The organism is Exiguobacterium sp. RM11 (assembly GCF_059821525.1).
Genome location: NZ_CM187558.1, coordinates 690,068 through 713,125, shown reverse-complemented (window position 1 = coordinate 713,125; position 23,058 = coordinate 690,068). Strand labels below are relative to the sequence as shown.

Annotated in this window: 20 protein-coding genes and 1 riboswitch; of the genes, 4 read left to right on the top strand and 16 right to left on the bottom strand. The window is 50.7% G+C overall.

What is annotated here, in order from left to right; translation table 11 throughout:
• Window positions 1-20 precede the first annotated feature (20 nt).
• The 5 genes from rlmD to gatC all read right to left on the bottom strand — a co-directional run bounded on the left by rlmD (window position 21) and on the right by gatC (window position 5,676).
• Window positions 21-1,382: a 23S rRNA (uracil(1939)-C(5))-methyltransferase RlmD gene (gene rlmD, locus AC5LIL_RS03770; protein WP_337874841.1), complete on the bottom strand. Its 1,362-nt coding sequence runs from the start codon at window positions 1,380-1,382 to the stop codon at window positions 21-23.
• Between the two features lie 65 nt (window positions 1,383-1,447).
• Entirely contained in the window at window positions 1,448-2,425 is a 978-nt protein-coding gene (locus AC5LIL_RS03765) for a diacylglycerol kinase (RefSeq protein WP_499824953.1), read from the bottom strand.
• A gap of 63 nt (window positions 2,426-2,488) precedes the next feature.
• A complete protein-coding gene (gatB, locus tag AC5LIL_RS03760; protein WP_499824952.1) occupies window positions 2,489-3,919 on the bottom strand; it encodes an Asp-tRNA(Asn)/Glu-tRNA(Gln) amidotransferase subunit GatB in 1,431 nt (476 codons plus the stop codon).
• A 12-nt stretch (window positions 3,920-3,931) separates the two neighbouring features.
• Window positions 3,932-5,374 (bottom strand): Asp-tRNA(Asn)/Glu-tRNA(Gln) amidotransferase subunit GatA, encoded by a 1,443-nt coding sequence (gene gatA / locus AC5LIL_RS03755; RefSeq protein ID WP_074036499.1) that lies wholly within the window; start codon window positions 5,372-5,374, stop codon window positions 3,932-3,934.
• 11 nt (window positions 5,375-5,385) lie between these two features.
• Window positions 5,386-5,676, bottom strand: a complete 291-nt coding sequence (gatC, locus tag AC5LIL_RS03750; protein WP_012727041.1) for an Asp-tRNA(Asn)/Glu-tRNA(Gln) amidotransferase subunit GatC — start codon at window positions 5,674-5,676, stop codon at window positions 5,386-5,388.
• A 216-nt stretch (window positions 5,677-5,892) separates the two neighbouring features.
• Here gatC and AC5LIL_RS03745 point away from each other — a divergent pair, with 216 nt between their 5' ends.
• Window positions 5,893-7,596: a methyl-accepting chemotaxis protein gene (locus AC5LIL_RS03745; RefSeq protein ID WP_499824951.1), complete on the top strand. Its 1,704-nt coding sequence runs from the start codon at window positions 5,893-5,895 to the stop codon at window positions 7,594-7,596.
• A gap of 40 nt (window positions 7,597-7,636) precedes the next feature.
• Here AC5LIL_RS03745 and AC5LIL_RS03740 read toward each other — a convergent pair whose 3' ends face one another.
• The 3 genes from AC5LIL_RS03740 to AC5LIL_RS03730 all read right to left on the bottom strand — a co-directional run bounded on the left by AC5LIL_RS03740 (window position 7,637) and on the right by AC5LIL_RS03730 (window position 10,595).
• Window positions 7,637-8,998, bottom strand: a complete 1,362-nt coding sequence (locus AC5LIL_RS03740; RefSeq protein WP_499824950.1) for an alanine/glycine:cation symporter family protein — start codon at window positions 8,996-8,998, stop codon at window positions 7,637-7,639.
• A 343-nt stretch (window positions 8,999-9,341) separates the two neighbouring features.
• Window positions 9,342-9,779: a thioredoxin-dependent thiol peroxidase gene (gene bcp / locus AC5LIL_RS03735; protein ID WP_337874838.1), complete on the bottom strand. Its 438-nt coding sequence runs from the start codon at window positions 9,777-9,779 to the stop codon at window positions 9,342-9,344.
• Window positions 9,780-9,791: 12 nt separating this feature from the next.
• On the bottom strand, window positions 9,792-10,595 hold the full coding sequence (locus tag AC5LIL_RS03730; RefSeq protein WP_499824949.1) for a hypothetical protein: 804 nt from the start codon (window positions 10,593-10,595) through the stop codon (window positions 9,792-9,794).
• 171 nt (window positions 10,596-10,766) lie between these two features.
• Here AC5LIL_RS03730 and pruA point away from each other — a divergent pair, with 171 nt between their 5' ends.
• Window positions 10,767-12,311 (top strand): L-glutamate gamma-semialdehyde dehydrogenase, encoded by a 1,545-nt coding sequence (pruA, locus tag AC5LIL_RS03725; RefSeq protein ID WP_339963217.1) that lies wholly within the window; start codon window positions 10,767-10,769, stop codon window positions 12,309-12,311.
• A 39-nt stretch (window positions 12,312-12,350) separates the two neighbouring features.
• On the opposite strand, the gene AC5LIL_RS03720 is transcribed toward pruA, so the two are convergent.
• From AC5LIL_RS03720 to AC5LIL_RS03695, 6 genes are all read right to left on the bottom strand, one after another.
• Complete coding sequence (locus tag AC5LIL_RS03720; protein WP_499824948.1) at window positions 12,351-13,586, bottom strand: GAF and HD-GYP domain-containing protein; 1,236 nt, start codon at window positions 13,584-13,586, stop codon at window positions 12,351-12,353.
• A gap of 127 nt (window positions 13,587-13,713) precedes the next feature.
• Window positions 13,714-14,178, bottom strand: a complete 465-nt coding sequence (gene ribH, locus AC5LIL_RS03715; protein WP_214745735.1) for a 6,7-dimethyl-8-ribityllumazine synthase — start codon at window positions 14,176-14,178, stop codon at window positions 13,714-13,716.
• On the bottom strand, window positions 14,175-15,359 hold the full coding sequence (gene ribA, locus AC5LIL_RS03710) for a GTP cyclohydrolase II (RefSeq protein ID WP_499824947.1): 1,185 nt from the start codon (window positions 15,357-15,359) through the stop codon (window positions 14,175-14,177). Before ribA ends, ribH begins: the two co-directional genes overlap by 4 nt.
• Window positions 15,359-16,000: a riboflavin synthase gene (gene ribE, locus AC5LIL_RS03705; RefSeq protein ID WP_499824946.1), complete on the bottom strand. Its 642-nt coding sequence runs from the start codon at window positions 15,998-16,000 to the stop codon at window positions 15,359-15,361. Before ribE ends, ribA begins: the two co-directional genes overlap by 1 nt.
• Window positions 16,000-17,064 carry a bifunctional diaminohydroxyphosphoribosylaminopyrimidine deaminase/5-amino-6-(5-phosphoribosylamino)uracil reductase RibD gene (ribD, locus tag AC5LIL_RS03700; protein ID WP_499824945.1) on the bottom strand — a complete coding sequence of 355 codons (1,065 nt, stop codon included), beginning with the start codon at window positions 17,062-17,064 and terminating at the stop codon, window positions 16,000-16,002. Before ribD ends, ribE begins: the two co-directional genes overlap by 1 nt.
• Before the next feature lie 153 nt (window positions 17,065-17,217).
• Window positions 17,218-17,359: riboswitch (FMN riboswitch) on the bottom strand.
• Between the two features lie 80 nt (window positions 17,360-17,439).
• Window positions 17,440-18,252 (bottom strand): undecaprenyl-diphosphate phosphatase, encoded by an 813-nt coding sequence (locus AC5LIL_RS03695; protein WP_214693843.1) that lies wholly within the window; start codon window positions 18,250-18,252, stop codon window positions 17,440-17,442.
• A 453-nt stretch (window positions 18,253-18,705) separates the two neighbouring features.
• Between AC5LIL_RS03695 and AC5LIL_RS03690 the strand changes: the two genes are divergently transcribed.
• Entirely contained in the window at window positions 18,706-19,347 is a 642-nt protein-coding gene (locus AC5LIL_RS03690) for a homing endonuclease associated repeat-containing protein (RefSeq protein WP_074036465.1), read from the top strand.
• 45 nt (window positions 19,348-19,392) lie between these two features.
• Here AC5LIL_RS03690 and AC5LIL_RS03685 read toward each other — a convergent pair whose 3' ends face one another.
• Together AC5LIL_RS03685 and AC5LIL_RS03680 are read right to left on the bottom strand one after the other, a co-directional pair.
• Entirely contained in the window at window positions 19,393-21,072 is a 1,680-nt protein-coding gene (locus AC5LIL_RS03685; RefSeq protein ID WP_499824944.1) for a sensor domain-containing diguanylate cyclase, read from the bottom strand.
• Window positions 21,073-21,367: 295 nt separating this feature from the next.
• Window positions 21,368-22,198 carry a DegV family protein gene (locus AC5LIL_RS03680; RefSeq protein WP_499824943.1) on the bottom strand — a complete coding sequence of 277 codons (831 nt, stop codon included), beginning with the start codon at window positions 22,196-22,198 and terminating at the stop codon, window positions 21,368-21,370.
• Window positions 22,199-22,358: 160 nt separating this feature from the next.
• On the opposite strand from AC5LIL_RS03680, the gene AC5LIL_RS03675 reads away from it, so the two are divergent.
• Window positions 22,359-23,057 (top strand): ABC transporter ATP-binding protein, encoded by a 699-nt coding sequence (locus AC5LIL_RS03675; protein ID WP_499824942.1) that lies wholly within the window; start codon window positions 22,359-22,361, stop codon window positions 23,055-23,057.
• The last annotated feature ends 1 nt before the right edge of the window (window position 23,058 follow it).

The following is a 23,058-nucleotide window of genomic DNA, read 5'->3' as shown; positions in this document are numbered from 1 at the left end:
GAAGGCATCATACATTCATCTTATTCTACTTTCTCCATCCATGCCACCGTCTCCACATGCGCCGTATGCGGGAACATGTCGACCGGTGTCACTTCCATCAAGCGATAGCCACGGTCGGCGAGGTAACGCATATCACGCGCTTGTGTCGCGACGTTACATGAGACGTATACGATTCGCTTCGGTCCCATCTCGACCATCGTCTCGAGGAATGACTCGGCACATCCTTTACGTGGCGGGTCGACGACGATCACGTCCGGATTCACGCCATCTTTCTTCCACTGTGGGAGCACATCTTCGGCCGCTCCACATGCGTACGTCACGTTATCGATCTCATTGACGAGCGCATTTTGTTTCGCATCCTCGATTGCTTCCGGTACGACTTCGACACCGTACACATGAGCCGCTTTCCGGGCGAGGAAGAGGCTGATTGTCCCGATGCCACAATACGCATCGACGACTTGCTCCGTACCTGACAGTTGTGCGTATTCTAACGCTTTCCCGTACAGCTTCTCCGTTTGGACCGGGTTCACTTGGAAGAACGAGTGAGGGGAAATCGTGAACGTGAGTCCTGCGATTTTGTCCTCAATCGTCTCATGGCCGTAGAGCAACTTGTTCGTCGCCCCGAGGATGACGTTCGTCTTGTCAGGGTTGACGTTTTGCATGATCGACGTCACGTCCGGGAGACGCTCGACGATGTCCGCGACAATCTCATTCACGCCTTTTAGTTTCGTCGTCTTCGTGATGAGGACGATCATGAGTTCACCTGAATGGTACCCGTAACGGGCCATGACATGACGAATGACCCCACGTCCTGTCTTCTCATCATACGCTGGAACGCCTCGTGCGTCCAATACATCACGGACGACTTGGATCGCCTTGTCATTACGCTCATCTTGAATCAAACATTCGCTCATCTCGACGATGTCATGCGAACGAGGACGATAGAAGCCTGAGACGAGACGGTCCCCTTCTTGTTTGAACGGGACTTGTGCCTTGTTGCGATAGCGCCAAGGTTCTGGCATCCCAATCGTGTCATGGACCGGTACATCGAACTGACCGAGTCGCTTCAGCGCATCGACGACGCGTTCCCGTTTCTGGCGGAGTTGTCCTTCATAGCTGAAGTGTTGCAGCTGGCAGCCACCACATTGATAAAAGATCGGGCACGGCGGCTCGACGCGGTCGGCACTCGCTTCTTTCACGTTCAACAATCGGGCGAACCCGTACTGCTTGTTCGTCTTCGTCACGACGATTTCGACCGTCTCTCCTGGCAACGCGTTCGGCACGAACAATGTATAGCCATCGACACGTGCCACACCCGCTCCTTCATGGGTCAGGTCGTGGACGTGGACATCGAGACGATCATTCTTTTTCACTGGTAGCATACGAATGCTCCTTCCATTGCAAATAGGAATGACTGATGTCGTCATTCCTATCTTTTCACTCTGCTTTATCGAGCGAAACATTGAACAATTGCTTGATCATCTGTTCGCGTATTCAAATCTTCCATCTCGCGGATTCGGGCGTTCGGTGCGAGCACCGTCAAGTGACGGAACAAGTTCCGCATCTCACCTGTGCACTCCCCACCATACTCGCCATCGATATTGAGACTCATCGGTTCGGTCGTTTTCATCCGGACGCGGCTCGTCTTCACGTGTTCAACGAGTGGACTCGACAAATGTTCCCCGCGGAGGAGAAGACGGACGACATGGATGAATTCAAATAAGTTACATTTCCGAAGGATGAACAAGTCGAACAACCCGTCATTCAACGACGCGTGCGGTGAGATTTTTTCAAATCCACCGACTGAATTCGAGTTCGATGTGAGGAAGACCATGACCTCGCCTTGGAATGTCCCTTCATCGTGCTCGAGTTCGATATATGTCGGTTTGATGAGTGGCAGTTTCTCCATTCCCTTCACGTAATACGCGAGCTGTCCGAGTGCCGTCTTCAACTTCGATGGCACCTCATACGAGAGCTCGGTCATGATTCCACCGCCGGCGATATTGATGAAGTAGTGGATATCACCTTTCTCGCCTTCGATCTCCCCGAGGTCGACCGGCATCTCGAATCCGTCACAAATGACGTCGAGCGCGCCGACGACGCTCAGCGGAATCCGCATCGCCCGGGCAAAGTCGTTCGTCGTCCCGACCGGAATGAGACCGATTGTCGGACGATTCTCAAGCGGTGCGAGCCCTGAGATGACTTCGTTCAATGTCCCGTCTCCACCTGCGGCGATGATGAGGTCGAACTCGGCCGCCGAGGCCCGTTTTGCTTCGAGCGTGGCATCACCAATCGCTTTCGTCGCATACGTCGACGTCTCATAACCCGCATCCTCGAGGCGGTTCAAAATGTACGGGAGTTCCCGTTTGATCACTTCTTTACCAGATGTCGGGTTATAAATGACCCGCGCACGTTTCCGTTGCATATTGATTCTCTCCCCTGTGCTCAACTCGAGCGAAAAGCGAGACACAAGTGTCTCGCCGCCTGCTTAGCGTTTCGCGATCTCTTCGTGGAACAAGCCATCGAGGAGTGCCGGGTTCGCCATCCCTTTCGTCTGTTTCATGATTTGCCCGATGATGAAGCCTTTCGCACGGTCTTTCCCGTTCTTGAAGTCTTCGATCATTTGCGGGTGCGCCTCGAACAATTCGAGGATGTAGCCACGGAGCAAGTTCTCGTCCGAGATTTGGGCGAGACCGTTCGCTTCGACATACGCTTTCGGCTCTGCGCCCTCTTCCATCATCGCTGTGAAGACACGCTTCGCAATCTTCGATGAAATCGTCCCTTCTGCGATCAAGCGGATGAGTTCTGCGAGTGATTCCGGTGTCAACTTCATCGTTTCGACCGTTTCATTCGACTTGTTCAAGTGACCGAGTACTTCACCCATGAGCCAGTTCGCTGCTGCTTTCGGTTCAGCTCCAGCCGCGGTCGTCGCTTCGAAGAAGTCTGAGAACTCACGCGTCGACGTGAGGGCTTTCGCATCGTATGCCGAGAGACCGTATTGACTCATGTAGCGTTCACGACGTGCTGCCGGCATCTCTGGAATCGTCGCGCGAATGCGCTCTTTCCACGCCTCATCGATTTCGAGACGGACGAGGTCCGGCTCTGGGAAGTAGCGGTAGTCCGCTGCCCCTTCTTTGACACGCATGAGAATCGTCTTTTTCGCTGCTTCGTCGTAGCGGAGCGTCTCTTGACGCATGACGCCACCTGAGAGAAGCAATTTACGGTGACGCGTCTCTTCAAAGTCGAGTGCCTTCAAGACGTTCGAGAACGAGTTCAAGTTCTTGAGCTCTGTCTTCGTGCCGAACTTCTCTTGCCCGAATGGACGGACCGAGATGTTACAGTCACAGCGAAGCGATCCTTCTTCCATCTTGACGTCCGAGACGCCAGCGAACGAAAGGACCTCTTTCAAACGTTCGAGGTATGCGACCGCATCTTTTGGTGAACGCATATCGGCTTCACTGACAATCTCGATGAGCGGTGAGCCGGTCCGGTTGAAGTCGACGACCGAGTGCTTCTCACCCGTGTGGTTCATCTTCCCAGCATCTTCTTCCAAGTGCACGCGCTCGATGCGGAATCGTTTCATCTCTCCATCGACTTCGACGTCGACGTGGCCGTTTGAACCGATTGGCTTGTCAAACTGCGAAATTTGATACGCTTTTGGCGTGTCTGGGTAGAAGTAGTTTTTACGGTCAAATTTTGTATCTGTCGCAATCTCACAGTTGAGTGCCATCGCCGCTTTGATGGCGAGGTTGACCGCTTCTTCGTTCAATTTAGGCAAGACGCCCGGGTGTCCGAGACAAATCGGACACGTCTGTGTATTCGTTTCGGCACCGTAAGTGCGTGAGCAGCCACACCAAATCTTCGACTTCGTGCTCAGCTCGGCGTGCACCTCGATCCCGATGATCGTTTCAAAGTTCATCGTACGTCCTCCTTAGAGCTGTGGCATCTTGAAACCGCCGTTTGCTTGTTCAAAAGCATGGGCCACGCGGTAAAGTGTTGATTCATCAAAGTAGTTCCCGATAATTTGAAGACCGACCGGAAGACCTTCTGAAAGACCTGCCGGGACCGAGATCGCCGGGATACCGACCAAGTTGACCGGAATCGTCATGATATCGTTCGCATACATCGTGAGCGGATCGTCGAGCTGTTCGCCGAGTTTGAACGCTGTCGTCGGTGCCGTTGGTCCAACGATGGCATCATACTCTTCGAACACTTTCGCGAAGTCCTGCTTCATGAGGGTACGGACTTGTTGTGCTTTCTTATAGAACGCATCGTAATAACCCGAGCTGAGCGCATATGTCCCAAGCATGATCCGGCGTTTGACCTCGTCACCGAAACCTTGTTCACGCGAATACGTGAACACTTCGTCGAGTGTGTCCGCTTCGGCACGACGTCCGTAACGGATGCCGTCGAAACGAGCCAAGTTCGAAGAGGCTTCCGATGATGCGAGCAAGTAGTAAGCCGAGAGCGCGTACTTCACGGACGGAATCGAGACCGTCTCGATCGTCGCACCGAGAGACTTGAGCGTCTCAATCGCTTTTTCAATCTGTTCACGGACGCCTGGCGCGACGCCTTCTGCCATGAACTCTTCCGGGAGGGCAAACTTCATTCCCGTCAAATCTTGGTTGAGCGCTGCCGTATAGTCCGGCACCTCGACCTCGGCTGACGTCGAATCCATGTCACAGTGTCCCGCAATCGTATTCAATAAGTAAGCATTGTCTTCAACGGTACGCGTGAGCGGACCGATTTGGTCAAGTGACGACGCGAAGGCAACGAGGCCGAAGCGTGAGACGAGACCGTATGTCGGTTTCATCCCGACGACACCGCAATACGCGGCCGGTTGACGAATCGAACCACCCGTATCCGAACCGAGGCTAAAGAGGACTTGTCCAGCTGCGACTGATGCCGCTGAACCACCTGAAGAACCTCCTGGCACACGTGTCGGGTCCCATGGGTTACGGACCGGTTTGAACGCCGAGTTCTCGTTCGATGAACCCATCGCAAACTCGTCCATGTTCAACTTCCCGATCGTGACAGCGCCAGCGTCATGAAGACGCTCCACAACTGTCGCATCATGTGCCGGGACGAAGTTCTCGAGGAACGTCGAGGCACATGTCGTGCGCATCCCTTTTGTGACGATGTTGTCTTTCACACCGATTGGCATCCCGAAGAGCGGGTTATCTGATGTTTTGGCGAGCTCGTCCATGCGTTTCGCTTGCTCGAACGCATCTTCATTGAGCGTCAAAAACGCACCGATTTTGTCATCTGTCGCTTCAATCCGATCGAACGACTCTTTGACGAGGTCCGTGACCGTGACTTCGCCTTCTTTTAATAGCGTATGCAGCTTCGCTACACCGTGGTCAAATAAACTCATGAAAGGCCTCCTTACTCAAAGACCGCAGGGACACGGACTTGGCCGTTCTCCCAGTCAGGTGCCATCCGTTCGACTTCCTCACGTGGAAGCGATGGACGAACCTCGTCTTTGCGTAGTACGTTTTTCAAATCTAGGGCATGGGTCGTCGGTTCGACGCCCGTTGTATCCAGCTCATCGAGTTGCTCGGCGAACTCGAGAATTTTTGTCAATTGCTCCGTGAAGTGCGTCACTTCTTCATCCGTGATCGCAAGTCGGGCAAGTCCGGCGACGTGCCGAACTTCAGCTTCTGTAATACGAGCCAAAATTCCCACCTCCAACAGTTTTCAATACATCGTTCATTATCATACCACTTTTTCATAAGACAAAAAAGGAAATCTATCTCGTTCTAAATTGTCTCATTTTTATCAAACTAGGGGAATCCTTCCCGAATATTGACCCGCTTTCAAAATCAGCTATACGGTCGGAGTGCGATTCTGATTATGCTTATGTATAGAAACGATTCGTTAAGGAGGAATCATATGTCGATCCGGAATAAACTGATCACCGCTTTCAGCATCATGTTCGTTTTACTTCTCGGTGTAAGCGGTTACTCTTGGTATGCCTTGAACGCCTCAAAAGCGGCTCAAGAAGATATGACCGTCTCCTGGGTACCGGGGATGGACCAAATCCATCAGGTCGATAAACAATTGCTCGAAATTCGACGCCACCTCATTCGTCACGCTCTAGTCGACGATGCGGTGACGAAACAAAATATCGAGCGAGACATTCAAGCATCCGTCGCGATTTTAGAACAGCGGATGGATGGCTATGAAGCGACAATTATTATGGAAGAGGATCAACAACTTTTTGATGAAGCTAGTGCGAACTGGAACGACTTCCAGACTGTCATGACCGAACTTATCCGTATTTCAAATGAAGAAGGTGAAGGAGCTGCGGAAGAATACATTCGTGATACGGCTACCGCAAGCGCGGATACCCTTTCGAACGCTCTCGGTCTTCTTGTCAACTTGAACCGTGAAGAAATTCAAACGGACACGGCTGCTGCGGCTAAGATGTTTGAACAGGTTCAGCTGACACTCCTCATCGTTCTCGGGGTCGCGGCCGTTATGACCATTCTCATGATGCTCTTCATCTTCCGTTCGATTTTTGAACCGCTCAAAGAGTTCAAGACGAAGATGCATGAACTGGCAACGAGCGAAGGCGATTTGACGACGTCGATTCCCGTGAAACGTCGTGACGAGTTCGCAGGACTTGCCCGTGACTTCAATCAGTTCATCGCCAATTTACGTCAGTTGATTTTGCAAGTGAACGATGTGACAACAGGCGTGACGAAACAATCAACCCATATGTATGACGAATTGAAAGAACTCGATACGTATATGACGACGACTGCGGCGACGACCGAAGACTTGACCGCCGGCATGCAACAGACGGCCGCGAGCGCGCAAGAGATGAACGCGTCTGCGTCGGATATGGAACGGACGATTCATCATATCGTGACGATGGCTGATGAGCGAAAAGTTGAAGCCAAACAGATTGATGAACGCGCCCTCTCTCTGAAGTCGCATGCGGTGGAAGCGAAGGAGAACGCCATCAGCGTTCTGCAGTCGACACGCACGAACTTAGAGAAAGCGATGCAAGACGCCAAAGCTGTCCGTGAAATCGCAACGCTTACGAACGATATTCTCGACATCGCCGCTCAAACGAACCTGCTTTCCCTCAATGCTTCCATTGAGGCAGCGCGTGCCGGTGAGGCCGGTCGTGGATTTGCCGTTGTCGCTGATGAGATTCGAAAACTTGCCGAGACGAGCCGAGCGACCGTCGAACGCATCCAAGCCATCTCGACGACCGTCCTCCATTCAGTCGATCATTTGAATGAGAGCTCAGGTCAGATGCTTCACTTCCTCGATACGAACGTGTTGAAAGACTATGACCAACTCGAGGAGGCGGCCGGCCAATATAGCGAGGACGCGGGACGTTTCGAGACGACCGCGACCGAGTTCGCCGCTGCCGCGGGTGAGCTTGAGCTATTGACGTCGAATATGATCGGCGTCATTCAAGACGTGGCGACGACCGTCAACAATGGTGCTCTTGGGACGCAAGAGATAGCTGAAAAAGTGACGATGTCCGTCGATCGCTTCGCTGAATTGAACCGAGCGACCGAACAGTCACAGCAAAAGATGGAAGAACTCGATTCATTGATTCGACAATTCAAGGTATGACAAAAACCCGCCGACACGTGCTGTTCGGCGGGTTTTCTGATCAGGCGACAGATTGCGCCGCTTCTTTTTTACGTTCGAGTTCGAATCGTTTTGTCTCGGCGACGACGACACCTGACAGGAACAAGAGTCCAATCAAGTTCGGAATCGCCATGAGACCGTTGAACACATCCGAGATGGACCAAATCAAATTCAAGTTCGTCGTCATCGCACCGAGTCCTGCGACTAAAATATAGAGGACACGATACGGAACGATCACTTTTTCCCCGAGTAAATAGTACGCGGAACGTTCCCCGTAATAACACCAGCCAAGGACGGTCGAGTAGGCGAAGAAGACAAGGGAGATTGTCACGATGATTTCACCAATCGGTCCTAGGAAATAGGCGAATGACGCTTGCGTCAAGGCAATCCCTTCGAGCCCTTCTGTGTATTGACCACCCATAACAATCGTGAGTCCGGTGATTGAACAGACGATGAGCGTATCAATCAACACCTGTGTCATCGAGACGAGTGCTTGTCGTCCCGGGAAGTCGGTTTTCGCTGCCGCGGCCGCAATCGGTGCAGATCCGAGTCCTGCCTCGTTAGAGAACACACCGCGCGCGACCCCGTAGCGAATCGCGGCACCTAACGCACCCCCACCGATGGCTTCGGCACTGAATGTGCTCGAGAACATCGTCGATAAGGCACCCGGCACCAATTCAAGGTTCATGATGAGAATCACGAGCCCGCTTCCGACATATGCAAAAATCATGAACGGGACGAAGATCCCGACGACTTTCCCGATCGATTTGACACCACCTAAGATGACAAATGCCGTGACCGCCATCATGACGATCCCTGTCACAACCATTGGGACGTTGAACGAGTTGTTCAAGGCGAGACTGATCGAGTTCGTCTGTACCCCGTTCCCAATCCCAAAGGCTGCGACCGATGCGAATAAGGCAAACAACATGCCGAGCCACTTTTTCTTTAGCCCGTGTTCTAAGTAATACATCGGTCCCCCGGCAATTTCACCTCGTTCATCGACGACACGATATTTGACCGCAAGGATGGCCTCCGCATACTTCGTCGCCATTCCGACAAAACCGGATAACCACATCCAAACGACTGCGCCCGGTCCCCCGAGGACGATTGCCGTCGCGACACCGACCATATTTCCGGTACCGACCGTGGCCGCCAATGCCGTCATCAATGCTTGGAAATGCGAGATGTCCCCACGTTGTTTCTTCTTCGGTTTCTCATTCTTTGGAATAAAGGCCTCTTTCAAGCCGACACCAAGCCTCGTTACTTGAATAAAGCCGAGACGGACGGTCAGGAAGATTCCTGTACCGACGAGTAAGATTAATAAATGTGGCCCCCAAACGAGATTTGACAAACTCGACAGCCAACTTTCAATTTGATTCACTGTGTTGCTCTCCTCCTACGTTCTTGATTTGAGCGCTCTCCCTATATTTTTCAGAACATTCACAATCGAGTCAAGGTACGCCACTGAAAGAAAGCGTTTTCAACGCGTTATATAATTGTAATATTTTCCCTGAAACCTTGTTCTTAAGAGCTTCTTAAAATTTATTTCGAAATATGATTGTAATATATCTCGGAATCCAGAAGCAGGGATTTCACATTCCATACAAATCGTTGATTAAGAGACTATTTCTCGATGAAAAAGCGATGCAGCTCCGTGCCTGTACTTGATCAAAAAAAGACTGTAGACCTATATTGTCTACAGTCTGATACCGCTTTTGCTCATTTTACGAATGAATGGCAGATACGACCTCTTCAACGTGTCCCTTTACTTTGACGTTACGCCACTCTTCTTGAATGTAGCCGTCCTCGTTGATCAGGAACGTCGAACGGACGATGCCGTAGTATTCTTTCCCGTAATTCTTCTTCAATTGCCAAACGCCGTACAATTCAGATACTTCATGATTCTCGTCGACGAGCAAATCGAACGGCAACTCATTCTTCGCGATAAAGTTCTGGTGTTTCTTCTGACTGTCCGCTGAAATCCCGATGACGACCGCGCCTTCCATCTTCGGCATCGCATCACGGAAATCACACGCTTCCGTCGTGCAACCCGGTGTCGAGTCACGAGGATAAAAATACAAAACGACTTTCTTGCCTAAATAATCTTTTAGCGAGACCATCTCTCCATTTTGGTTTGGTAATGAAAATGTAGGTGCGAGCATCTGTTTTCCTCCTTAACCGAACGACGGGTCGACGAGTTGTTCGTCGAAGCCATCGATCGCTTCCTCTAATTTTGTCTTCAATGGATCGAGAACTTCGATATACTCGATTGGATCTTCAGTGGCGGCCGCTTTTCGAAGCGTCTCATCATTGTCGGTGTACCACGTCTCATACGCTTTAAAGTAATCGGCCATGATCGCTTGGTTCTCTTCGACCGTCAACGTCTCCGCCATCAAGAGAAAGACGTTATTGTCCGCCTCGAGTGCCGTATAGTCGGTCTGGGCGTTGACTCGGTCGTAGATCGGTCCTGCCTCATCTTCCGGAACCTCTGCAAGACGGGCGTTCGCTTCTGCGTTGACCCCATATTCGTTGGCCTGTATCCCGATGAGGAGCTCTCCGACTTCGGCGATAACATCCTCTGGTAACGCAGTCGGCGTGATGACGAGCGACCAGTCGTCGCCTTCTTTCACAGCGACTTTACTGAGCCGGTTCGGGAGCGGATTGCCGTCTTGGTCGACCATTTCATGAACGAGAAACGCCACGTCTTCGTCCTCGTTGACCCAACTCTCATAGATGTCACCCGGGGCGAGCTGACGCGTGACGGCACCGGTCGCCGGAATGTCAGTCAATCGACCCGCGTAGTCGATGGCTGCGAGCGCCTCGGCATCGCCCGATTCGAGCGCCGTTTGATAGTCCGCATACACTTCCGTGACAGCGTCTGGCAATGCGCGTTTCGTTTCTTCTATAACCGTCTCTTCGTCGTTCCCACATGCCCCGAGCGTGAAGACGAGGAGGAGCGGAATGAGCCATTTTTTCATGTTGTTCGTCCTTTCTAAAGCCGTGTTCTCCCCCATCCTACCATGTCTCGAATCGTCGCTCCAATGGCATGTGTTTCTGGAAAATTGTTTCACTAGGATTTCTACGATAATTTCGATACAATACAGACGTAAGCGCTTTAACGCTCAACATCACTTTAAGGGGGAACGAGAATGATTCCATACAAACATGAACCATTCACAGACTTTACACAAAAAGAGAATGCCGATGCGATTCAAGCGGCAATCGAGAAAGTGAACGGTGAGCTCGGGAAAGACTATCCGCTCGTAATCGGTGGGGAAAAGGTTACGACGGAAGGTAAAATCACGTCTTACAACCCAGCGAACAAAGAAGAAGTGATCGGTCGCGTCTCAAAAGCAAACCAAGAGCTCGCAGAACGTGCGATGCAAGAAGCACTCACAGCTTTTGACACTTGGCGCCATGTGGACCCAGCCGTCCGCGCAGACGTCTTGTTCAAAGCAGCGAACATCGTCCGCAAACGCAAGCATGAGTTCTCAGCTTACCTCGTCAAAGAAGCTGGTAAGCCATGGAACGAGGCAGATGCGGACACGGCAGAAGCGATTGACTTCATGGAATACTATGCACGTCAAATGCTAGAACTCAAACCTGGTAAGAAAGTCGAGAGCCGTCCAGGCGAATACAACCGTTATGACTACATCCCACTCGGGGTCGGGATCGTCATCAGCCCATGGAACTTCCCGTTCGCCATCATGGCCGGTACAGCTGTTGCGGCAATCGTAGCCGGTAACACGATTCTCTTGAAGCCAGCTTCAACGACACCAATCGTTGCTGCAAAATTCGTCGAAGTGATGGAAGAGGCAGGTCTTCCAAAAGGTGTCCTCAACTTCATCCCAGGACCTGGTGCAGAAGTTGGAGACTACCTCGTCGACCATCCAAAAACTCGTTTCATCAGCTTCACAGGATCACGTGATGTGGGACTCCGCATCAACGAACGTGCTTCTAAATTGAACGAAGGTCAAATCTGGCTCAAACGCGTCATCGCAGAGATGGGCGGAAAAGATACAATCGTCGTCGACGAGTCAGCGGATCTCGAACTCGCAGCACAATCGATCGTCAAATCGGCATTCGGATTCTCAGGTCAGAAATGTTCAGCTTGTTCACGTGCCGTCATCGTCGACAGCGTTTATGATACGGTACTTGACCGCGTCGTCGAACTCACGAACGAACTCTCTGTCGGAAACACAGAGAAGAACGAACACTTCATGGGACCTGTCATCGACGCAGCAGCCTTCAAGAAAATCACATCGTACTTCGATGTGGCAAAAGAAGAAGGACGCATCGTCGCAGGTGGAAACGCCGATGACTCAACAGGCTACTTCATCGAGCCGACGGTTGTCGCAGACGTCGACCCGAAAGCACGTCTCATGCAAGAAGAGATCTTTGGACCAGTCGTCGCCTTCACAAAAGCGAAAGACTTTAAAGAAGCGATCGACATCGCGAACAACACAGAATACGGCTTGACAGGTGCAGTGCTTACGCGTGACCGCGCAAACCAAGAGTTCGCTCGCCAAAACTTCCACGTTGGTAACCTTTACTTCAACCGTGGTTGCACAGGCGCAATCGTCGGCTACCAGCCGTTCGGTGGATTCAACATGTCAGGAACGGATTCAAAAGCAGGTGGACCGGATTACATCCAACTCCACATGCAAGCGAAAACAACATCTGAAACATTCTAATCAACAAGGAGACGTTCCCTCGGGGGAGCGTCTCCTTTATTAGTGTGCTTTAAAAGTCTGATCGAACATGATGGCAATCTCTTCTTGATGGAGCAGGAACAGATCAAACAGCGTCGGATCGAACGCCCCTTTCATGTCTTTCATCGCGACAATCGTATCGTCATGGGAGAAAGCAGGTTTATACGGGCGAACCGTCCGTAACGCGTCATAGACGTCGATGATGGTGACGATTCGGGCCGCGAGTGGAATCTCCTCTCCCTTCAACCCTTTGATATATCCTGTCCCGTCCCAACGCTCATGATGATAGAGCGCGATCTGATAAGCCATTTGGATAAAGTAGTTTTGAGGGAACTGTATCTGGAGATCCTTCAACACTTCACCCCCGACGCGCACATGATCTTTCATGAAGACCCATTCCTGGTCGGATAACTTATTCGCCTTCAATAAAATCGAATCTGGTACAGAAATCTTCCCAACGTCATGAAGCGGTGCCGCGAGTCGAATTCCTTCGATGAAGAGTGGCGACACGTCCGGGTGATGATGGTCATATAAAATCGTCGCCAAGAGCGTCGACAAATCTTGTACCCGCTCGATATGGTTCCCCGTCTCATTGTTACGTAGTGCGGACAGCCGTAACAACGTCCGGACGAGCCCCTCTTGATAATCGATCATTTCTTTTTCCCGCTCGGCGAGGATACGCTGTGCCTCTTCCCGTCCCGCCTCGATCCGGTGCCGTTCGACCGCACCGAGAAGTGCGTTACTGAAATCTTGCAGTGCCTGTTGCTCGTATTCCGTGTACGTTCGCTCCGAGACGACGGAATCAAATCCGACGAACCCTTGGCACGTCTTGCCTTGCATCATCGGGACCGCCAGCAAACTTTGAATCGATTGCGGTTCAAGTATTGCACGAACGGCATTTGTCTCCGGCAGATCGGACACGCGCGGAATATACATCGTCTCGCCAGCCATGTGAGTGTTGACCCATTCGGGCAGCACGTCGATCGGCACGTCTTGAAGATTGTCCATCTCGGCGGTGATGCCCTCGGCGCACCACTCGAACGTGTTGTGACAAACCTGATTCGTGAAATCGTAATCGAAGACATAGACGCGGTCGACCGCGAAATAATGTCCGAGTTCGGCTAGCGACTGGTCAACCCGCTTTTTGAAATCCGCAATCTCTGTTGTTAAAAAGCGATTGAGGAGTGACGAAAGCAGGTGATGGAGTCGCTCTTGTTGTTGTAACTGTAACGTCAATGATTCATGCGAAGTTGCCACGTGCCAAACCTCCCTTTTTGTCTGGAATATATGCAATCGTTCCATGAGTTTATTTTACCCAATTTTCAGTCTTTTTACCCTGCTTATCCCAATTGAAAAACCGGGCGACGATGCACCCGGTTCGCTCTCACACTTGCTTCAATAAATTGGCCATTTCAATGGCTGACGTCGCTGCTTCCCAGCCTTTATTCCCTGCTTTCGTACCAGCCCGTTCAATCGCCTGCTCGATCGTCTCCGTCGTCAATACGCCAAAGATGACCGGGACCTCCGATTGATAGCTCGCTTGTGCAATTCCTTTCGCCGCTTCGTTACACACGTAATCAAAATGCGGCGTCGCGCCACGGATGACGGCCCCGAGTGTAATAACCGCATCATATTTTTGACTCATCGCCATTTTTTTCGCAACGAGTGGGAGCTCAAACGCACCCGGAACAAATGCGAGTGACACGTCCTCTTCTTTCACGCCATGACGCTTCAATGCATCTTTCGCACCGTCTAGAAGACGCATCGTGATCAAGTCGTTGAATCGACCGACGACGATTCCAATCTTTAAGCCTTCTCCTACTAAATTACCTTCAAATGTATATGTCATCTCATTTTTCCTCCAATATGGTTCATTTTGAGTTGTTTCGTCATACGATATGATTCATTCGCTTCGTGCGCGCCGACGTGAAGCGGGACACGCTCGACGACGGTGATGCCACATGATTCTAAGGCATCGACTTTTTCAGGGTTGTTCGTCATGAGTCGTACACGGGTCACCCCGAGGTCGCGGAGCATCGCCGCACTGACACGATAGTCACGCATGTCGGGATGGAATCCGAGTGCCTCGTTCGCCTCGACCGTATCCAACCCTTCCTCTTGTAAGGCATAGGCTTTCAGTTTGTTCACGAGTCCGATGCCTCGCCCTTCCTGACGCATATAAAGGACGATGCCCGACTCCTGTTCGATTCTCTCGATGGCGGCATCAAGTTGCGGACCACAGTCACATCGGAACGACCCAAAGACGTCTCCCGTCAAACATTCGGAATGGATCCGAACGAGCGGAACGTCTGTAAGCGTCTCGGTCACGAGGGCCACATGTTCTTGTCGGTCGAATCGATTCTCGTATCCGATCATTCGAAACGCCCCTTTCGATGAAGGGAGTGATACGTCCGCTTCGCGCTTGACAAGGCTCGTCTCCATATACTGGACCAATGCTTCGATTGTGATGAATGCCAATTCGTGACGTTTTGCGACTTCGACCAAGTCCGGGACGCGGGCCATCTCCCCGTCTTCTCGAATGATTTCGCAGATGACGGCTACCGGCTCACTACCAGCAAGGCGTGCCAAATCGACGGATGCTTCTGTGTGACCACGACGAACCGAGACCCCTCCTTTTTTGGCGATGAGCGGGAAGAGATGTCCCGGTCGTTGAAAGTCAGAGGGACGTGATGTCGGGTTCGCTAATTCACGAACGGTATGGGAGCGCTCGCTCGCCGAGATGCCTGTCGTCGAATTGATATGATCGACACTGACCGTGAACGCCGTACCATGCGGGTCCGTGCTATTCGTCACCATTGGTGCAAGCTCAAGGCGTGCCGCTACTTCTTCGGCGACGGCCGCACAGACGAGTCCTTTCCCTTCCGTGATTAAAAAGTTCATCGTTTCGTGTGTCATTTTGTCACCAAGTACGACAAAGTCACCTTCATTCTCACGATACTCGTCATCGACGACGATGATCGGACGTCCGCGTCTTAATTCCTTAATAGCCCGTTCAATCGAATCAAACATTACCATCCCGCCTTTCCATAACCTTGTGATGCCAAAGATTCGAGTGTCATCTTTGATTGTCCGACTAGTTTTTCCATATATTTTGCTAACAAGTCACATTCCAAATTGACGGGGTCACCAACGTGCTTCGACCCGAGAACGGTCTCACTATACGTGTGCGGGATCAACGACAACGTAAACCCACGTTCAGATACGTCGAATACGGTCAGACTCGTTCCGTCCACCGAAATCGAGCCTTTCGGCACGATGTATGGGAGAAGCGAAGGGTCACATTGAATGTCGACATATACGGCATTTGCGAGTGGGCGCTTCTTGGTGATGCGCCCGACGCCGTCAACGTGTCCGGACACGAAATGCCCGCCGAATCGTCCGTTCGCCGGCATCGCTCGTTCGAGATTGACGCGCGTTCCTGGCTTCACGCCATCTAGACTGGATGATTTCAGTGTCTCAGGCATCACATCAACGGCGAATGTCGACGCATCAAACGTTGTAACCGTCAAACAAATCCCATTTACCGAAATGCTGTCGCCGATTTTTACGTCATCGAGCACCTTTGCCCCCGATAGGACGAGCCGCAAGGACGGACCGTTTCGTTTCACCGCTTTGACCGAACCGATTTCTTCTACGATTCCTGTAAACATCAGTGCGCCCCCTTTCGAAGGACGACTTTCAGATCAGGTCCGATTGTCTCGACCTGCTGAATCTTAAAACGAGAAATCGCATCCAGCGAACCTTCTTGTTGTGAACGGTAAACACCGTTTTTCCCGCCGAACACGCGCGGTGATTGATAGGCGACCCATTCATCCACGTACCCTCCGTCAAGAAGGGACGTGACAAGTGTCGGTCCCGCCTCGATCAATAAACGTCCAACCCCGTTCGCGTAAAGTGTCTCAAGCACGTTTCCGAGCGACGTATAATCGAATAACTCGATTCCCATGGTACGTGCCTGTTCCCGTTTTTCTTTGTCATCTGACGAAGTGAACAGGAACACCGGGACATCTTCAGCCGTTCGTGCAAGCGTGCTCGCGAGTGGCAGGCGAAGGTCACGGTCAAGGACGACTCGCTTCGGTTGACGTGTCTCACGGTCCAATCGAACGGTCAGTGCCGGATCATCTGCTAGCACCGTTCCGATTCCCGTTAAAATCGCATCGGTTTTGGCACGTAGTTCATGGACGTCACGACGGGCTTCCGGACTCGTCACCCATTGACTCTCTCCTGAATCCAAGGAAACTTTTCCATCGAGACTCGTCGCCGTCTTTAAGATGACGTACGGTCTTTTCGTCTCGAGCGCTCGTAAGAACGCCGGATTCAGTGCCCGTGCCTCCTCTTCAAGTAGCCCGATTTCCACCTCGACGCCAGCCGACTTCAGACGCATGATCCCTTTTCCAGCAACGAGTGGGTTCGGATCTTTCATGGCGATGACGACTCGCTTGACTCCGGATTCAACAATCAAGTCGGCACACGGTGGTGTCTTCCCGTGATGCGAGCATGGCTCAAGCGTGACGTAAAGTGTCGCCCCGTACGCTGCCGCACCTGCCATCTTGATTGCGTGAACCTCGGCATGCGGCTCGCCCGCCTTGAGATGGGCACCTAGCCCGACGACACGACCGTCTTTGACGAGAACGGCGCCGACAAGCGGGTTTACACCCGTCTGTCCGTCGGCAGATTTCGCCAATTGGATGGCTTGTTGCATGTACTGTTTCATCGTTCTCCCTCCTTTTTTCCGTACAAACAAAAGACCCTAAGGAATGGTCCTTAGGGTCTTGGTGGGAGGGTTTCGTCGACTTTGGGCAAGCCAAATAAACGTTTTCTTTACAGAAAAGCGTACGACGAAGCACAGGTCACACGGACCTGTTTTTTGTTCCTTCTCCCATCCAGACTATACTGTCGGCTCTAGAGTCTCACTAGATCCACCGTTCGCACACGTGCGCCCGGGTCACGGACTTAGGGCATGGCCCATCACCGCCGGTTGGGAATTTCACCCGACCCCGAAGGAATATTTGTTTGTACAGATTTACTGTATCGCAATTGTTTTTATTTCGCAAAACAAAAAACGCTACTCGTGAGAGTAGCGCCTTGATTATGCGAGAAATAGGACGACGAGAAGCCCTACAATCCAGCAATAATATGAGAAATACTTTAATTCACCTTTTGCCATGATGTGCTGGAACCACTTCAACGAAATCGCAGTCAACACATAAGAAGCGATGAACGCCAGGATGAGCGGACCAAACAAGTCACGTGTTTCTGGGTTCGTAAATAACGCTGGTCCGTCCAAAATCATCGTCCCGAGACTGATTGGGATGAACAAGAAGAACGAAAAGCGAAGTGCTGATTCCTGCTTGATTCCGAGCAACATTGCCATGACGATGGTTGCTCCAGAGCGACTGATCCCTGGGATGAGCGCCACCGCTTGGGCGAGTCCAATCAATACGGCGTCACGTAACGTGATCCCGCCGTCTCCTTTATTCCCGCGCATGTTTCGAATGAACCAAAGCGCAAGACCCGTGATGATGAGCGTGTATCCGACCGTCGCGACGCCACCGAGTACTTCTCCAATCCAATCACCAAAAATGACACCGAGAACACCAGCTGGAACCGTTGCGACGAGGAGCAAGCCGATAAACTTCACATCGACCATCGTCTCATCTGTCCGGTCTTTCTTGAACAGGAACGTCCATAAACTGACGATGAGGCGGACGACATCTTTACGATAGACCGTCAAGACCGCGAGGAGCGATGCAAAATTTACGAAAACTTCAAATGACAATCCCGGCAAGTCGATGTTAAATAATTCTTGGAAGATAACAAGATGTCCGCTCGAGGAAATCGGGATTGGTTCCGTAAATCCTTGGATCAATCCGAGCAACGTATAAAATAACCAAACTGTCATAATGATAATCCTCTTTTCTGTTTTTCACTCAATGCGCCTATTTTAGCAGAATTGGACTTTCGTTGACCAGCTGTTAAAAATTTTTTGATGTAATTTCAATATTCGATTGATTAGTCTGAAAATTAAATTTATTATAGAAGGGTACTCATCTGGAGCGAAGGCGATGACCCCATTTCTCCAGTTGGGTACTTTTTTATAAAAATATGACATTTTTGGTTGATTAAAACTTTTTGTTTACATTTATCACGAAATTCGATTTAATTTGTAATAGAACTGTTACCATTTTTTGAAATGTTTTTCTGTGACTTTAGACCTATCCAATTCTTAGAAATTGTTTAATAATTTTCAAAATCACGTTAATAAATCCGAAAAACCATCCGATAGTATGATTGTAGGAGCATTTTTTTCATCTTTGTCGGTTCATATTTGAGTCCACGGAAGGAGGAACCATCATTGAGTCAAACGCTAACCACTAAATCCCATCACCTGTCCACCGAACAACAGAGGATGATCCATTGCATCCGCCTTCTCGGGGACTTGTTGAAGGAACGTCCACGCCGCTCTGTCTACCGTCGCTTTGCCATGGAACAGAATTGGCCATCTCCTGAATCCATCATCAGACAGTTCGGGTCATGGGCTGAGGCACTTGCCATCGCAGGCTATGAATGGCATGGAGAAGCAACTGTCGAATTGCCAGACAAAATGCCGAAGTATACACGCGAGGATATCATCGAGACGCTTGCACTTTATTCGCGAGACATGGGCTCAATCATTACCTTGAAGAAGTATCAGCAATGGCGAAAGCTCCATCCGAAGGCACCGAGCCATTATCATATCGTCAAAACGTTCGGTTCGTGGCATGATGCCTGTGCCGAGGCAGGACTTGAGGCGAGTGTGACCTATTCGAAAACAGAATTATCCAACGCGCTACGTGAAGCTATTCAGGAAATGGGCTTCTCCCTCTCATTCGAAGCATATCGGGAATGGGCGAAGCGTAACAACAAGCCTTCGACAAAAGCGATCCTACATCGCTACGGCTCTTGGTCGGCCGCCGTTCATGCGGTTGAATCGGAACTTTATAATACGAACTCATAATCTTTTCATACAGAAGGAGGATCCGCCATTTGGTGGATCCTCCTTTCATCTAACTTCTGTGGATAGTTCTTGATAGTGGGCGACCCGGTCACGACCTTTGAACTTGGCCCCGACATACATGGCTCGGTCCGCATGCCGGAGTACCGTATCAAGGTCTTCATATTCATGAATCGTCTCGATCCCAATACTCGCTGTCACCGTGATGCGCGTCCCTTCCGCACCAAAGTCATGGCGTCTCAGCGCATCACGTATCTTTTCCCCGACCAGATGGGCCGTCGCCTCATCCATTCGGGGAAACACGAATACAAATTCTTCCCCACCATACCGCGTCACCAAATCCGTTGCCCGAACACTGCGCGTGAACAACAGTCCTGCCTCAATCAACACCTCATCCCCGAACGCATGTCCATACGTATCGTTGATCGATTTGAAATGATCCAAGTCAACTAGGAAAAGCGAGAGCGGATAGGATGCCACGTCATTCAATCGTTCTGTCGCCCAACTGCGTAACGCCCGCTGATTATGTAGGCCCGTCAAGGGGTCCGTCAAACTCTCATGCTGCAGGCGGTCCCGCTCATCGATTCGCTCGATCGACCACGACAACGTTTTAAGTAGCCGGTTCACTTCGATGGCGATCGGCGTCTCATACGCGCCGTTGGCTGTCGTCGACACCATACAGCTGACGGCCGTTTCCGCTCCCCAAACGGGCTGGATGACGAGCGCTGAATGATGCAGCTCTTGTTGCTGTTGTTGAAGCTCGGGGTGCCATTCATGTAACGAATCATAGACGAAACATGGCTCATCCTCGTCTTGATAACGCTCAATCGTATAGGCGTCCGGCACACTTGGGATGATGCGTCCCGTCATGTCATAAAACGTCCGCTCCCCTTTTCGGTTGACCTGCAGCCAACCACGTTCGACTTCCACAACGTCACGCAGTCCGTTCCAAAACTTTTCAATCAACAGTTGCTCGCTATCGACACGGTATAGCTGTTCTTTCAATCGCTCGACCTGATCGACTTTTGTTTTCGTCTCTTCTGTCTCCGTTGCTTTTGACATCGACATTTTTAAGACAGATAACACGAAGAACGTGACGATGAGACCGACGTACCCAAACACGTGATACGATTCAATCGCGATCATTGTGAACAACAGTTCGAGTGACACGACGAGCCAATCGAATCGAATCAATCGCCACATGATTGGGAACGGGATCCGCTCCCCGACCATGAAATAAGACAAGGCAAAACTCATTGTCAAGACGATGAAAAGTGTCCCTAAGAACGCCAACATCGCTACTCCCTCTTGCATCAAATGAACGGGTTCACCGATGCGTCCACCGAGTCCGATATAGGCCAGTCCCGGTAACAAAACGAGGAGGCACTCGATCACCGTATTCAGCGGATAGAAATGTAAGAAACGCCGCCGCCCGACCCGACGATTGAACGTCCTCGCTTGAAAGGTAAACAAGAGGAGTTGCCCCATCAGGAGGGCCGGGGCAAGCCCGTAGAGGAAGAACGTGATAAAGACGAACATCTCATGGAACGTAAAATGGAGATGTCTACGCTTTAGCGGGTTCATGACGAACAAAGCGCCTAGCGTATAGATAAACCAAAACAACGGCCAGTCGAACGATTCCAGGTGGTGTAAAGTCAAATACGTCACACCTGTGAAGACGATTGCCCACGCGAGCCAGCTCCGAACTAGATACTTCCGAAATCGCATCGTCTTCTCCCCTTTTCTCGTTCATTTTTTCTAGTATGACCCGTAATGCAAAAACATTCCAGCAATTGTTTGAAAGTTGAGACAATGAAATATTGAAAATATTTCCAATATGAGGTTTTATAGACAACAAAGTCGGCAACAGTCAAAGAAAGGAGGGTAACCATGGACCTTTCCATGTTTCTCATCACGTTCCTATTGATTTATTCGCTGACAATCACTTTTTTGTATTTACGAAAACAGAAACAACATTAAACCATTCAAAAGGCGATTCTCTCATGAGAATCGCCTTTACGTCTTATTTCGCTTTCAAATACGAAATCCCGATTGACCCAGAGCCAGTATGCGCACCGAGGAGCGGGGCAAGTGTGTCGACACGAATCGGAATCTGATCACCAAGTCGCTCTTTCCACTCTTGTGCGAGTTCAGGAACGTTTCCATGGAAAATCGAGACGTCTTTACACTCACCAGACTCAATCGCTGCACGCAACACTTCGAATAAGTGAGCCTGTGCTTTCTTATACGTGCGGACCGTTTGATATGGAACGATCAATCCGTCCTCGAATTGGAGCACCGGTTTCAATTGAAGCATGTTACCGATTAACGCTTTCGATTTTGAGATGCGTCCGCCTTTTTGCATCTGCGTTAAATTTTGCAGCGTCAGCTCAATCCTTACGTCTTCGACGCGTTGCTTCATGTAGGCTTCCACGTCTTCGAGCGCATCTCCTCGTTCGACTCGTTCAATCAACTCTTCAAGCATGAGCCCCATCGTATAAATCCCCGCTCGTGAATCAATGGCGAGTAACTTAAATTCTGCGATTTCAGCACCTTGTACAGACGCCGAGTACGTTCCACTCAAATCAGAGGACAGGTGAATCGCAATTCCCATATCGTACTCTTCCTTCAACTTCTCATAGAGTGTGACAAAATCTCCGATGGCTGGCTGGCTCGTCGAAACGCGCTCCCCGGCATCAATCCATTCATAGACGGTCGTGGCATCGACTTCAATCCCGTCTTTATACGGTTGGTCCCCTTTGACGACATAGAGCGGGACGATATGAATATCTGGGTGGTTCACTAAAGCATCTGGAAGGACGATTGTACTGTCCGTGATGTATGCAATCTTCATGAAAAGTTCTCCCTTAAAAAAGTTTTTAGTACCTGGTTATATTATTTTATCACAGGTGAAGCGGTTTCACTATTTTTTCAAAACATCCTATGTGCAACTTGTCCAATCTGACTTCGAAAAGGGTACATGATACATAACGAACAAAGGAGGCGAACGAGAGATGATTCAGCTCGAGAACGTCAATAAAATCTATAAGACCGGTGACGTGGAAACGGCCGCGTTGAAAGAGATTAACCTAAGCATTCGTGACGGCGCGTTCGTCGTCATCCTCGGACCGAGCGGAAGCGGGAAAAGTACGCTACTCAACGTCATCAGCGGACTCGATACCGTGACGAGCGGCAAAATCACATTCGGAGACACGGTGCTCACCGATTTGTACCCCGAACAGATGACGGCGTTTCGGCGCGACCACCTCGGATTCATTTTTCAACAATACAATCTCCTTCAAAACTTGACCGTCTATGAGAACGTACAAATCGGGTCCGATTTGACGAAAGACCCGCTCCCCATCGATGAATTGCTCGACCAAGTCGGGCTTTTGGAATCGCGTGACAAATATCCCTATCAACTATCCGGTGGTGAACAGCAACGGGTCTCTGTCGCCCGAAGTCTCGCTAAAAATCCAGCAATCGTCTTCTGTGACGAACCGACGGGATCGCTCGATGAGGAGAATTCGAAGAAAGTGCTTGAGCTGTTGGAGCGACTGAACAAGACGTATCAAAAGACGATTGTCGTCATCACGCATAACAACGGGATTAGCGATATGGCGGACGATGTCATCAAAATGAACTCCGGTCGAATCGTCGAAGTGACCCATAATGACACCCGCGTTTCGGCGCGTGACATTCGTTGGGGATAAG